This window comes from Deinococcus koreensis (genome assembly GCF_002901445.1).
In the GTDB taxonomy this organism is placed as follows: Bacteria; Deinococcota; Deinococci; order Deinococcales; family Deinococcaceae; genus Deinococcus; species Deinococcus koreensis.
This window is the reverse complement of record NZ_PPPD01000002.1, coordinates 249,783-263,486: the sequence shown is the minus strand read 5'-3', so window position 1 is coordinate 263,486 and position 13,704 is coordinate 249,783. Positions and strand designations below refer to the sequence as shown.

9 protein-coding genes are annotated in these 13,704 nt (G+C 67.5%); 7 read left to right on the top strand and 2 right to left on the bottom strand.

Annotation, left to right across the window (positions count from 1 at the left end; translation table 11 throughout):
• Positions 1–258 precede the first annotated feature (258 nt).
• From CVO96_RS17655 to CVO96_RS17630, 7 genes are all read left to right on the top strand, one after another.
• Positions 259–2,313 (top strand): malectin domain-containing carbohydrate-binding protein, encoded by a 2,055-nt coding sequence (locus CVO96_RS17655; RefSeq protein WP_103313761.1) that lies wholly within the window; start codon positions 259–261, stop codon positions 2,311–2,313.
• Between the two features lie 194 nt (positions 2,314–2,507).
• A complete protein-coding gene (locus CVO96_RS17650; RefSeq protein WP_103313760.1) occupies positions 2,508–3,905 on the top strand; it encodes a UDP-glucose dehydrogenase family protein in 1,398 nt (465 codons plus the stop codon).
• Positions 3,905–4,876, top strand: a complete 972-nt coding sequence (locus tag CVO96_RS17645) for a UDP-glucuronic acid decarboxylase family protein (protein WP_103313759.1) — start codon at positions 3,905–3,907, stop codon at positions 4,874–4,876. The genes CVO96_RS17650 and CVO96_RS17645 overlap by 1 nt, the downstream gene beginning before the upstream one ends.
• Complete coding sequence (locus CVO96_RS17640; RefSeq protein WP_341476191.1) at positions 4,768–6,126, top strand: oligosaccharide flippase family protein; 1,359 nt, start codon at positions 4,768–4,770, stop codon at positions 6,124–6,126. The genes CVO96_RS17645 and CVO96_RS17640 overlap by 109 nt, the downstream gene beginning before the upstream one ends.
• Before the next feature lie 214 nt (positions 6,127–6,340).
• Positions 6,341–6,526, top strand: a complete 186-nt coding sequence (locus tag CVO96_RS20815) for a hypothetical protein (protein WP_133161840.1) — start codon at positions 6,341–6,343, stop codon at positions 6,524–6,526.
• On the top strand, positions 6,523–7,695 hold the full coding sequence (locus tag CVO96_RS17635) for a glycosyltransferase (RefSeq protein ID WP_103313757.1): 1,173 nt from the start codon (positions 6,523–6,525) through the stop codon (positions 7,693–7,695). Before CVO96_RS20815 ends, CVO96_RS17635 begins: the two co-directional genes overlap by 4 nt.
• Positions 7,696–8,073: 378 nt before the next feature.
• Positions 8,074–10,533, top strand: coding sequence for an AAA family ATPase (locus tag CVO96_RS17630; RefSeq protein ID WP_103313756.1), 2,460 nt, complete (start codon positions 8,074–8,076; stop codon positions 10,531–10,533).
• Positions 10,534–10,539: 6 nt separating this feature from the next.
• Here the strand turns inward: CVO96_RS17630 and CVO96_RS17625 are convergent, their stop codons facing one another.
• The gene (locus CVO96_RS17625; protein WP_103313755.1) at positions 10,540–12,258 is read right to left on the bottom strand and encodes an asparagine synthase-related protein; all 1,719 of its coding nucleotides are present in this window, start codon (positions 12,256–12,258) and stop codon (positions 10,540–10,542) included.
• Positions 12,259–12,345: 87 nt separating this feature from the next.
• Positions 12,346–13,506: an acyl-CoA dehydrogenase family protein gene (locus CVO96_RS17620; RefSeq protein WP_103313754.1), complete on the bottom strand. Its 1,161-nt coding sequence runs from the start codon at positions 13,504–13,506 to the stop codon at positions 12,346–12,348.
• Positions 13,507–13,704 lie beyond the last annotated feature (198 nt).

Genomic DNA, 13,704 nt, shown 5'->3' with positions numbered 1-13,704 from the left:
GAGGTCGGCGGCCCCAGCACAGGGCCGCCGACCTCTTGGTGTCCCGTCGCATAGCTCTCGCTGAGATGGGCCTGAAGGCTGGGTCGGTTACATGAGCACTACGTGGACAGACCTTCAGGCGCCGTGCAACGAAGTTGTTACGCTGCGCGGCCGATGCTCCCCTAAAGTGAATATCTGGTCTGCACAGACGAAAAGCGCCGACGTCCTCAGGGCGCGCGGAACCGGTGCGATAAGCAATGTTCAGCAAGGGAGTATGTCATGCAATCAACTGGAAGAATACTGAGAAATAGTGCGATGGCGACGGTGACGGCTCTGAGTCTGCTGGCATGTGACCGGAGCAGTGTGCCGGCGGCTGTAACGAAGATTACCGTCACGCCTCCAACAGTTACTTTGTTACCAAATGGCACACAGAAACTAGAAGCTAAAGTCGAGGGGGCTGGAAGCTTCGACCAGAGTGTAGTCTGGAGTACCAACGACCCACAGACTGCTACCGTGACACCGGATGGAATAGTCAAAGCTCTGAAAGTAGGAGCGGCAACCATCACGGCAAAATCAGTCAGTGATCCGAGTAAGACGGACTCCAGCAAGATCAGCGTGGTGGTCGGTGCAACCGTCTCCAAAATCGAGGTAACACCCACCACAGCTGCGATCAATGTGGGGAAAACTCAGCTCTTCACAGCCAAGGTGACCGGCACCGGGGAGTTTGGCGGAGTGGCGTGGAAGTCTAGTAATCCAGGGATTGCCAGCGTGGCCGAGGACGGCACGGTGACAGGTGTCGCAGCAGGACAGGCGACCATCACAGCGACGTCTACCCTGGACTCCACCAAGTCAGATTCTTCCCAGGTCACGGTCAGCCCTGTCGTGGTGGCTCAGCCGAACATCGTCCTCACGAACCTCGACGGTGGCCCGTTCCAGAACTGGCTCTCCTTCAGCAAGGTCGGCACCGGTGTGCCCGCTACTCCCTCGACCACGGAACACAATGTCTCGACCCTGCGGATCAGCAACACGGGGGTCGACCCGCTGAACGTGAACCTGCAGATTACGGGCACCTTCACACTCCTGTCTGGCCCCCCGGCGTTCACGGTTGCGCCCGGCGCCAGCAGCGATGTGAAGGTTCGGTTCGTCGGCGATAACCTGCCCGTCCAGCGAGGAACGTTGGTGGTGCAGAGCAACGATCCACAGACTCCCTCGACCACCATCCAGCTGGCCGGTGCCTGGCAGCCGGTCTACGAAAACAATCAGGAACCCAACCTGGATCAGCTGGTTCGCGAAACGCTGGGCTTCACCACAGCGTTCTCCACGGGCGGCCAGAGCATCAACCAGAAGGGCAGCGTCATGGCTCAGGGGGACGAGATGCTCTCGCCCTTCTGGCAGCGTGCCAATACGTCGCAGCCCGTGAATGTCTGGCAACTGGCCGCTTACCACACGCAGAATTCCACTGCCACCCTGTATTGGCACTCCAAGGCGGATTCGGCTGCCCTGCAAGTGCTGAAGCACGCACCGACCAGCGCCCAGTCGATTCTGCCCCGCAAGGACGACGGCTCGGTTCTGGCACAGGCCAACTTCACACCTACGGCGGCGACTTTCGGCTTCCGTATCGACAACAGCGAATGGAGCGACGACACGCGCAACAGTCAGACGGCCGACCGGAGAAACGGCTGCGTCGATCCCTGCGGTCATCATCTGAGGTTCTACAAGGCCAAGAATCCTGCTGGCCAGGTGATGCCGAACACCTATCTGCTGATCATGGATTACTCGGGGATCAACTACGACTACAACGACAACGTCTACCTGATCAGCAATGTCCAGCCGGCGCCCTTTCTGATCGACACCGGGGTCGGGGCGGGGGCCAGCTACACCGATCCAGCCGGCAACGTGTGGACATCCGACCGCGACAGGAACAACGTGGCGTCCTTTACGCCGAATACTGCAGTGAATGAGCCTGCCACGGCGACCAGCGTGGAGATCCTGGGCACCGACAACGACCAGCTGTACCGCACCTACCGTGGCAATGTCGGCGGCGTGACCCCGCGCACCCTGACCTACAACATCCCACTGGAAAACGGCACCTACCAGCTCAAACTGCACTTTGCCGAGCTGAACTGGACGACGGCCGGCAAGCGGGTCTTCGATGTCCTGGTAAACGGCCAGGTGAAAATCAGCAATCTCGACATCGTGGCCCAGGCCGGTGGCGCCAACACCGCCCTGGTGCTCCCAGTGCCGAGCGTCCAGGTGACCAACGGGAAGCTCAATCTGGCCTTCGCCGCCAGCGTGGATTATCCGTCGATCTCGGGCATCGAGATCTCCCGCTAGCACAGCCACCGATCATCTCCAGGCAGGGTCACCGCTCCTTTACATGGAGTGAAGGTTAAAGCGGACCGACCATGTCATGAGATGATCGTGGTGAAGACGAGGCGGTACAGGTGACTTCGACGTCAGACCCCGCAGCGTCAGCGTCGTCATCAGGGGCCTTCCCTGCTCACCCCCGCAAGGAAACGGAGATCTACATGCACTTGAATCATCCAGCGAATGTCGCCGTCATCGGCAGAGGCTACGTCGGGCTCGGCACGGCCGGTCTGCTGGCCCACATCGGGCACACGGTGACCGGAATCGATATCGACGAGGAAAAAATTGCGATGTTGCGCCAGGGCCACGTCCCTATCCATGAACCGGGCCTGGACGATCTGCTGGCGAGCCAGGTCGAGCGCCTGACCTGGACGACCGACTACAGCGCCGTGCGCGACGCCGACGTCATCTTCATCTGCGTGGGAACGCCGCCGGGCCTGGACGGCACCCCTGATCTGCAATACGTCGTCAGTGCGGCCGCCAGCATCGCGCGTCACCTCAACAGCCACTCGCAGATCATCGTGAACAAGAGCACCGTTCCCATCGGCACGGGCGACTACGTTCAGCGGCTGCTGGAGGATCACACGCCGTCCTTCGACCCCAGCCGGCATTTCGTGGTCAGCAATCCCGAGTTCCTGCGCGAGGGCACCGCGCTGGGCGACAGCCTCTATCCCGACCGGATCGTCCTGGGTGGACAGCCGCAGGCCCTGGATCTGATGACGCAGCTGTACGCCCCCCTGATAGACCAGTCTTTCACGGCGCCGACCGTCGCGCCGCGCCCCGAGTGGTTCACCCGTCCGGCCGTGGTCAAGACTTCGCTGCAGAGCGCCGAGATGATCAAATACGCCGCCAACGCTTTCCTGGCCCTGAAGATCAGCTTCGCCAACGAGATTTCCGGACTGTGCGAGCGGGTCGGCGCCGACATTGAAGAGGTCGCGGCCGGGATCGGCATGGATCAGCGGATCGGGCAGCGCTTCCTGCAGGCCGGCCTGGGCTGGGGCGGGAGCTGCTTCGGCAAGGACACCCAGGGGCTGATCAGCGCCGGGCGGGAGCACCAGTACGACATGCCGATCCTGCAGGCGGCCATCGACGTCAACTACCGCCAGCGCCGGGTGGTCATCGACAAGTTGCTGAGACACCTCAAGACCGTCAAGGGCAAACGCGTCTCGATCCTGGGGATGGCTTTCAAGCCCAACACCGACGACCTGCGCGACGCACCCACCCACGACCTGATCGTCCAGCTGAACCGCCTGGGTGCCAGCGTGACCGCCCACGACCCGATTGCCATGAACCGCGCGGCCCGTGAGTGGAGCCATCTCAGCTACACTCCGGCGGCCACGGTCGAGGAAGCCTTCGAGCGCGCGGACGCGATCATCCTGGCGACCGAGTGGGACGAATACATCAACCTCGACTGGAACACCCTGCTGGCCACCACCCGCCGGCCGCTGGTCATCGACGCCCGCAATATCATCCGCCGGCCCATCAATGCTCAGGTGGAGCAGGTCGGACGGGATGCGCCACGCGGCGAGCGGCGCCGGGCGGATGTGGAGCGCTCCTGATGAGGATCCTGCTCACCGGCAGCGCCGGATTCGTCGGTTCCCACCTCGTCGAGCGCTTCCTGCACGAGGGGCATTCGGTGATCGGGGTCGACAACTACCTCAGCGGTCAGCCCGCCAACACCGCCCTCTTCGAGCATCATCCCCGCTTCCGCTTCGTGCAGGCCGACGTCAGCCTGGGCATTCCCGCCCAGCAGGAGCCGCTGGACTGGGTGATGCATTTCGCCAGCCCCGCCAGCCCCCCGCACTACCAGCAGCACCCCATCGCCACGCTGATGGTCGGGGCCCAGGGCACCCAGCACAGCCTGGAGCTGGCCCGCGCGCACGGCGCCCGCTTCTTCCTGGCGAGCACCAGCGAGGTCTACGGTGATCCCCTGGTGCATCCCCAGCCCGAAAGCTACTGGGGCCATGTCAACCCCAACGGCCTGAGAAGCTGCTACGACGAGGCCAAGCGCTACGCCGAGGCGATCACCATGGCCTACCACCGCCACCACGGGGTCGATACCCGGATCATCCGGATCTTCAACACCTATGGCCCCCGGATGCGGGCCGACGACGGCCGGGTCATCACGAATTTCCTGCATCAGGCGTTGCGCGGCGAGGCCCTCACGGTCTACGGCGACGGCAGCCAGACCCGCAGCTTCCAGTACATCGACGACCTCGTGGAGGGCATCGTGAGACTGATGGGCACCCCGTACCACGAACCCGTGAATCTGGGGAATCCGGACGAATTCACCATGCTCGAACTGGTGCGGGTCGTGCAGGAGGTGCTCGGACGGCCGCTGCAGATCATCCACGAGGCGATGCCGCAGGATGACCCCCGGCAGCGCCAGCCCGACATCAGCCGGGCCCTGGAACTGCTGGGCTGGCGTCCGGCAGTCGCCCTGCGGGACGGGCTGCGGCTCACGCTCGAGCAGGTGAGGGGCGCCCAGGTGATCAGTCAGGAGCGGCGGCCATCGCCCCACCCGGCCTGAGTCTCCGGGCCAACACCCTCTGGATGGCCGGGGGGCAGGCCCTCAGGGCCGGTGTGCAGTTCCTCTATTTCGCCCTGATCGCCCGCGCCCTGGGCAGTGAGCAGTACGGGGCCTTCATCGCGGTGACCGCGCTGATCGGTATCCTGGCGCCCTTCGCCTCCTGGGGCAGTGGCAACCTGCTCATCAAGCACGTGGCCAGGACGCCGGCCCTGTTTCCCACCTACTGGGGCTCGGCCCTGCTGGTCACGGGTCTGTCGTCGCTGCTGCTGACCGCCCTGGTGCTGGGCGCCGCGCAGTTTGCCCTGCCGGTCGGCCTGCCGGCCCTGCTGATCGTGCTGATCGCGGTCTCGGATCTGGGCTTCGCGCGGCTGCTCGACCTGTCGGGCCAGGCCTTCCAGGCGTATGACCTGCTGAGCCGCACCTCGGCGCTGCAACTGCTGCTGGCCGTGCTGCGGCTGGTCGCGGCCGCCGCCCTGGGGCTGTCTGGCCTGCCGCCCAGCGCCCTGAGCTGGGCGGGGCTGTATCTGGCGGCCTCGGCCCTGTCGGCCGGGATCGGCCTGTGGTGGGTACGCCGGGAACTGGGCTGGGGGCCGCTGCAGGTGTCGCCGGTGCTACGGGAATTCCGCGAAGGCGGGGCGTTCGCCCTGAGCCTGAGCGCCCAGAGCATCTACAACGATGTCGACAAGACCATGCTGGCGCGGCTGGTGAGCACCGAGGCCGCCGGCGTCTACGCGGCCGGCTACCGGGTGATCGACGCCATGTTCACTCCCGTCCGTTCCCTGATCTATGCCGCCTACGCGCGCTTTTTTCGGGTGGGTCAGGAGGGGATCGCCCGCGCGCTGGCCTTCGCGCTGCGGCTGATCCCCAGGGCGCTGGGCTTCGGGATCCTGGCGGCCGGCGCCGTGGTGGTCGCGGCGCCGGCCATCCCGCTGGTCTTCGGGGAGGACTTCCGGCCCTCGGTGGCGGTGGCCCAGTGGCTGGCGCCGCTGCTGATCCTGCGGCCCCTGCACTACTTCTTCTCTGACACCCTGACGAGCTCGGGCTATCAGACGGAGCGCTCGGCGCTGCAGTTCGGGGTCGCCGGGCTGAACGTGCTGAGCAATCTGTACCTGATTCCCCGCTTCGGCGTCCAGGGCGCGGTGTGGTCCAGCCTGCTGTGTGACTTGACGCTGCTGGTGCTGGCGGCGGCGCTGGTGGGCTGGAAACGGCGACTGGAGCGGCAGCGTCCGGCCCTGGCGGGGGACTCGTGAGGCTCGGCGGCCGCCGCTCCCCCCCCTGGCCCAGGGTGAGACCGCGCGCAGTCGCCCCGCCGCTCAGAGTGTTCATCACCCTGGGAACCCCCTGCACTAGAGTGGACGCCTTCAGCCCTTTGCGACCTGTCAGAGGCCAGATCGATCACCCGACCCGTGTGGGCTTCCCGGGAGAGGTATGCCAGGTGAGTCGGCGGAACCGGAGGGCCATGTCGTGACCGGAGGAAACAACGGAGTGCTGCTGTCCTGCTCTGCCTGCGAGCCGGGCACCGGCACCGAGCCGGGCAGAGACGGCCCCGACGCGGCTCACGTGCCGGACTGGCTCAGCGAGTTCGGGCTGAAGGGGCGTGTGCGGGCGGCGCGCTCCAGCCGGCTCTACCGGCAGCTGAGCGCCCCGTGAAGGTGGTCATGGCCCACACCTTCTACAAGCAGAAAGGCGGCGAGGACGAGAGCTACCGCGCCGAGTCCCGGCTGCTGGAAGACCACGGCCACCGGGTCGAGCGGTTCGAGCGGCACAACCGGGATCTGGACGGCGTGGCCCCGGCCCGCATGGCCCAGATGACCATCTGGAATCAGGCGTGCGCCCGGGAGCTGGCCGAGGTCGTGGCGCGTGAACGCGCGGACGTGGTGCATTTCCAGAACACCTTCCCGGTGATCTCGCCGGCCGCCTATTCGGCGGCGCGCCGGGCAGGGGCAGCCGTGGTTCAGTCGCTGAGGAATTACCGCCACTCCTGTGTCAACGGCCTGCTCTTCCGAAATGGCCAGATCTGCGAGGCCTGCACCGGGAAGTCCCTGGCGTGGCCGGGCGTGCGCCACCGCTGCTACCGCCAGAGCACGGTCGCGTCCGCCGTGGTGGCGTCCATGCAGTCGGCGCACAAACTGATCGGCACCTACGACCACCAGGTCGACCTGTACATCGCGGTGTCGGAGTTCGTCCGGAGAAAATACATCGAGTTCGGCCTCCCACCTGAAAAGATCGTGGTCAAGCCCAATTTCGTGTATCCCGATCCCGGCCCCCGCTTCGACAAACGGCCCTACGCCGTCTATGCGGGGCGCCTGAGCGAGGAGAAGGGGGTGGCGCGGCTGGTGGAGACCTGGCTGCGCGAGGCCCCGGGACTGGAGCTGTGCGTGGTCGGTGAGGGGCCGCAGCGCGCCCGGCTCGAAGCGCTGGCGGGCGGCGGGCCGCAGATCCGCTTCCTGGGGGCCCGCCCGCTGCAGGAGACCTACGACCTGATCGGCGAGGCCTCGTTCGTGGTGGTGCCCTCCGAGTGGTACGAACCCTTCGGACGCACGGCGGTGGAGGGGCTGGCCAAGGGCACCCCGGTCATCTGCGCGGACATCGGCGGCCTCTCGGAGATCATCCAGGACGGGGTGACCGGCTTCAAGTTCAGGGCCGGGGACAGCCGCTCGTTGGCTCACGTCCTGCACCAGGCCGCCGCGCGGTGGGACGACGGGGAGCTGCGCCGCCGCGCCCGCCGCGAATTCGAGAGGCGGTATTCCGCTTCGGCCAATCTGGACATCCTGATGCGCGCCTACCGGACGGCCTGGGAGCGTCGGCAGGGTTCCTGAGGGTGGGCGGGACGGCTGAACCTGGGCATACCCTCTACACCCGAGTCAATTGACCCTCAAGCGGTCATCAAGAATCCAACAAGATTCTCTGAGCGTTCCGCTCACCGGGAACTTCCGCAGGTGGAGGCCCGCGAACCTGACGTCCACCTGATGTTAAATATATGAGAGTTCATTCAACTGCCAGCAAAGGGCTCTCGCCGACCGGTAGATTTTCTGCAGTTCGCCTCACAGTCGCGGGCCTGTGGGGACATGCTGACAGGGCGCGTCCTGTTGCCAGCGACCGTCCGCCCCTCGGCCCCAGGGTCACACTTCACGTATCACTGCTGGATTCAGGGCACGCAAGAGTTCCACTGCCCGCTCGGGGTCGGAGACCCACCTATGCTGACGGTCAACATTCTCGGTCACACCCACATCACCCATAAGGGCACGCTGGTGCCCCTGTCGGCCAAGGCGGTGGCCCTGATCACCTACCTGACGCTGGAGCGCCTGCCCCAGCACCGGGAACGGCTGGCCGATCTGCTGTGGTACACCGCCGAGGCGCGCAAGAACCTGCGGGTCGAGCTGGCCCGCATCCGCTCGGCGGGCCTGGACATCTTCCCGCGCAGCCGTCAGCTGCTGTATCTGGAGCACGTCATTACCGATCTGGACGTCTGGAGATCGCGCCTGAGCAGCGGGATGGATCAGCCGGAGCTGGCACACTGGCTCTCGATGCTGCGCGGGCTGCCGCTGAGCGGGATGGAGGATCTGGGCAGCACCGCCCTGCAGGAGTGGGTGGATCAGCAGCGCTGCACCGCCGAGGAGCAGGTCGAACAGATCCTCTCCCAGGCCCACCAGCGTTTCGAGGCGGACAACAAACCCTGGGCCACCCGGATCATCCTGGCCCGCGCCGCCGCGCTGGGCTACCACCTGGATGTGGAGCCGGCGGAAGTTCAGCCGCGCCGCACGCCTCCCCCCGTGACCGTCGCGGGAGCAGAGTCTTCCCTCTCTGGCCTGATGCCGGCCACAGCGCAGATGACCCGGCCGCTGCAGGCCAGTCTGGAACAGGCTCCGGACACCGGGGAGACGATGTCCGACGAGGACGAGCGGCTGCTGGAGGTGCTGGAGCGCGCCCAGAGGCAGCCACAGCTGGTGGTGATCCACGGGCCGCTGGGCAGCGGGAAGTCGCACCTGGCCGAGCGCGTGCTACGGCGCCAGGACTGGACGACCGTGCGCGTCCGCAGCACCCGCCTGAGCCGGCTGGTGATCGCCTCGGTCGCGCAGGAACTCTCGCGCGTGGCCGACGCCGCCGATTCCGAGACCCTCCGCCGGCTGCTGCTGCATCCGGGCACCCTGGAGGAGGACGCGGTGAAGCTGGCGACCCTGATGGCCCGGCTGCCGACGCCGGTGGCGCTGGTGCTCGACCACACGCAGAGCGCGCCGGTCGAGCTGGCCTCGCTGCTGGAATTCATCCTGCAGTCGCCGGCGGCGGCCCCCAGGACGGCCATCCTGCTGAGCCGCACCCCGCCGGGCAAGTCGCCCCTGTGCCGCTCGCTGCTGCGGAGATTCGACCACGCGCAGTGCACCCAGATCGAGATGAACCCCCTGACCGTACGGGGCGTCGAGCGCATCCTGCGCGGGCGCGAGCCCCGGGGCGTGAACCTGGAGGTGCGGGCGGCGGAGCTGCTGCAGCGCAGCGAGGGCAACGTGCTGCATCTGCTAAGTCTGCTGGAGCAGCCCTCGGCTCACCCCGGCGCGCTCGCCCAGCGCCTGCCCACCTTCGTCCGGGAACAGTATGCCGGCGAGATCGATGGCTGGCCCGAGACCCTGCGCGAGGCCCTGGGCCACCTGAGCGTGATCAACGGGGATTTCGACCTGCGGGTCATGCGGGCCGCCCTGGACTCCCCGAGCCCGGCGCACACCCAGGCCATTCTCAAGGAGGCGCTGGAGCGCACCGTGCTGATCGAACGCGAAGCTGACCGGGCGCTGGACTTTCCATCGCTGGAGCCGCTGGAAGACCTTCCGGGATCGCCCGAACTGTACGCCTTCCGCTCGGAGGGCCTGCGGGTCTCGCTGGCAGGCAGCCTGCCCCACGATCAGCGGCAGGCCGTGCGCCGCCGGCTGGCCGCCGCGCTGGAGGACTACGAGCCGGGGCTGGCGCTGTACTACGCCGAGCGCGTGGGCCAGGAGCAGAACACCGAGCGGCTGCGGCGCGCCTACCAGTCACGCCTGGCCCCAGACAGCCCGCTGCTGGGTTTTCCAGGGGGCGAGTTCCGGGATCACGAGCGGCGGCCCCGGCCGGTGCCCGCGCCCCCACGCATCCCCGAGGGCTCGCCGGACGCCCAGACCTCGCTCACCTGGCAGGGCTATACGCTCTCGCGCGGGGGGAGCGGCTGGCTCAGCATCGTCAGCCAGGGGCGCTCCGGTCACCCGCGAACCCTGCGGCTGCGCCTGAATCTCCCCCCGGCCACCGACACCCACTCGCCGCGCCTCATCCAGCTGGTCTGGCGGCTGGACATGTTTCAGGGCGGCAACGACCTCGGGCCGCTGCGGGCGCCCTTCGCCCTGCGCCTGCACCGGCTGGGCGACCCGGAGGCCCACGTCTTCGCCCCGGAACTGCACCGTGACTATCTGGAAGACGGCCTGCGGCACGTCGCCCATCCCGACCTCGGTACGGGGCAGTGGATGGTGCATCGCCTGACCCTTCCCCCGGCCCGGGAGCCCCACGAGGTGCTGGAGCTGAATGTCCGCGGCCTGGACGTCGCCCTGAGCCTGGGACGACTGGAGATCGACGGCACCGAACTGCTGGGGCACGGCGCGGCTGCGCCGGTCATGGTGGGCCAGGTCTCCTCGTTCGACTGAGTCCAGTTACGACAGCACCTCGCGCAGGGTCAGGAGGCTCAGCAGCAGCCCGGGCAGGCTCGGGGTCTTGGCGCGGTACAGGGGAGCCCCGAACAGACGCCGCGCCAGCGGCGTGCGGCGCGCGCGGCCCAGCACCCGGCGGGCCGAGACGTACGCCGACTGCTGGACGGAAGGCGCGCCCAGTGCCGCGATCAGGTGCCGGATCACCTCTGGATTGATCAGCTCGTCGAGGCGGCTGGGGGCAGCCCACAGCGGCTCCCACTGCTCGGGGGTCACCCGCATCAATTCCGCGCGCCAGTCGGCCTCGTAGCCCTGGGTGCGGGCCAGGGGCACCTGCAGAAGGGCGGGGTCGAGCTGCCGCAGGGTCTGCTTGAGGATCGCCTTGTCGGCGAGCAGCCGCGCGGGCAGGCGCCCCAGGAACTCCAGGACGTCGGTGTCGAGGTACGGCGTGTGGATCTGGGCTGAGCGCCCGCCGAAGTGTTCCCGCCACGGCAGCAGGAAGTACGGCTCGTACTGGCTGAGCAGCAGGCCCAGTTCTCGGGGATAGCCCGGGGGCCACTGTTCGCCCTGAGCCAGCACCCCTTCGTACTCCTGCGTCCAGGCCGCGTTCAGGGCCTGTGAGACCGGAGGGGGCAGCCGATCCGTCAGCAGATGCAGGCCCCCGGCGGGAGACACGCGCACGCGGTTCAGCGTCTCGACACTGCTTCGCAGCGGGCTCGGCTGAACCTCGAAGACCTGCTCGCCCGTGAACAGATCGGTGGGCGCCTGAGCCTCCAGTTCCGCCCAGGCGTCCGCCTCCTCGCAGTATGCGGAGGCGCCCTGACCCCACCGGGCATTGAGCCGCAGCGCGGAGAGCAGATCGCCGCGGTAGGCGACCAGGGTCTGATGCTGCGCTCCATACTGCGCGGCCAGCCGGGTCGCCACTCCCGAGTCGCTGCCGGGCGCCGCCGTATTCAGGGTGTAGGAGAAGGTCTGCACCTGCGTTCCAGTCCGGGTCAGCAGACTCAGCAGGCCGCGCGAGTCGTAGCCGCCGCTCAGCGAGAGGTGGACGCGGCTCCCGGCGGCCCGCACCCTGCGCTGCACGGCACGCTGCAGGAGCCCGGCCAGTTCCGCCCTCGCGTCGGCGTCTCGGATCGCCCGCGTGGGCCCCTCCAGGGGGGGGCGCCAGTACGGACGGCTGTCGAGGCCTTCGGGCCGCACCTCGTGGAGGGCCCTGGGACTCAGGGAACGGACACCCTCGTAGGGCGTCAGGCCGTTGGCCATATAGCCGTTGACGAGGTAGCTCCCCACGCCCGCCAGGCTGACCGGGCGCTGCCTGAACGCCTGGGTGGCGGGCGACGTGGAGAGCCAGGCCCGGCCACCCTCATGCAGGGCGTAGAGCTTGTGCGAGCCGAGCCGATCCGTCAGGCCCAGCACCCGGCCCGAGCGCAGATCGAGCAGCAGCAGCGCGAAGGAGCCCTCAAGCTGGCGGGCGAAGTCGTCACCCGAGTGCCTGTACAGCTCCAGCACCCCGTCCAGGTCGCGGTCGTAGAGGGTGCCCCGCAGCAGGGCCACCAGATCCGGAGCGATCCGGCGGTGTTCCTGTGGGCCCTGCGCGTCCAGCTGCACCTGCCAGGGCCCGAGTGGGAACGGGGTGCCCGTGAAGTTGGCCGGCTGACCCGTCAGCGCCTCCGCCGGCCCCAGAGGAGCGGACGGCGTCAGGCTCACCGTGAAGTGCGTCTTCAAATGGAATCACTCGTCATTCGTCCCAATGCTAGCGGGGATCGGGGTCTGGCGCTGCACACCCTCCACACGCTGAAGCCGGGATCAGCCTCACTCCAGCGCGCCCTGCCCGGTCAGGTGCCGGCCGATGATCAGGGTGTGGATGTCGTGGGTGCCCTCGTAGGTGTCCACGGTTTCCAGGTTGAGCATGTGGCGGATCACCGGATACTCGGTCGTGATGCCGTTGCCGCCGTGCAGCTCGCGGGCCAGCCGGGCGCCCTGTAGCGCGACCCGCACGTTGTTGCGCTTGGCGTAGCTGACCTGCGCGAAATTCATGCGGCCCGCGTCCTTGAGTTGCCCCAGCCGCCACGCCAGCAACAGCCCCAGGCTGTGGTCGGTGGCCATCCTCACCAGCTTGTCCTGCACGAGCTGCCGGGCGGCGATGGGTTTACCGAAGGTGGTGCGGCTGCCCGCGTAGTCCAGGCTGGACTGCAGCACGGCTTCCAGCGCGCCCATCGCGCCCCAGGCGATGCCGAAGCGTGCCGAGGTCAGGCAGGACAGCGGGCTTTTCAGGCCCTGGCTGCCGGGCAGCAGGTTGGCAGCGGGAATGCGGCAATCCTCCAGCACGATCTCGCCCGTGACCGAGGCCCGCAGGCTCATCTTGCGGTGGATTTTCGGGGCGCTGAAGCCCGGCGTGTCGGTGGGCACGATAAAGCCGCGCACCACGGCGTCGTCGTCCTTGGCCCAGACCACGGCCACGTCCGCTTCCGGGCTGTTGGTGATCCACATCTTGTTGCCATTCAGGACATAGGAGTCGCCGTCCACGCGGGCGCGCGTCCGCATGGCGCCGGGGTCGGAGCCGCCATCGGGCTCGGTCAGGCCGAAGCAGCCGATCAGCTCGCCGCTGGCCAGGCCGGGCAGCCAGCGCCGCTTCTGCTCCTCGCTGCCGTACGTGAAGATCGGGTACATGACCAGGCTGCCCTGCACGCTGGCGGCGCTGCGCAGGCCGCTGTCCACACGTTCGAGCTCGTACATCATGGCGCCGTAGGCTGAATACGATGCGCCCGCGCCCCCGTACTCCTCGGGCGTGGTTGGGCCGAGCAGTCCCATGGTGCCAAACTCCTTCATCAGCGCCCGCACCGGCAGGTCGCCGCTGTCCCACCAGCCGGCCACCCGGGGCAGCAGTTCGGCGTCGCAATAGGCGCGCACGCTCTCGCGGATCAGGCGTTCATCGGGAGCCAGCAGCTCGTGGACAGCGAATTCATCGATCATGGACACTCCTGGGGAAGCAGGGCTCCAGAATACGGGGAAGAGGGCCGGTCGAACGGTTAGATTGACCCCTGATGGGTTCCCTAATGTTCTCCGGGGTCTCGTTCACTGCCCGCCACCCCCGCCGGAGTCTAAAACTGTCCGCTGCCGGGGCGCTTCCGTGAGGCAGAATGCGCCATGCCCCCCAATCCGCTGCTTTCC

What these genes read in the sequence shown, in the direction of transcription:
- CVO96_RS17655 (WP_103313761.1), top strand. Translation starts at nt 259, where the DNA reads ATGCAATCAACTGGAAGAATACTGAGAAATAGTGCGATGGCGACGGTG.
- CVO96_RS17650 (WP_103313760.1), top strand. Translation starts at nt 2,508, where the DNA reads ATGCACTTGAATCATCCAGCGAATGTCGCCGTCATCGGCAGAGGCTAC.
- CVO96_RS17645 (WP_103313759.1), top strand. Translation starts at nt 3,905, where the DNA reads ATGAGGATCCTGCTCACCGGCAGCGCCGGATTCGTCGGTTCCCACCTC.
- CVO96_RS17630 (WP_103313756.1), top strand. Translation starts at nt 8,074, where the DNA reads ATGCTGACGGTCAACATTCTCGGTCACACCCACATCACCCATAAGGGC.
- CVO96_RS17620 (WP_103313754.1), bottom strand. Translation starts at nt 13,506, where the DNA reads ATGATCGATGAATTCGCTGTCCACGAGCTGCTGGCTCCCGATGAACGC.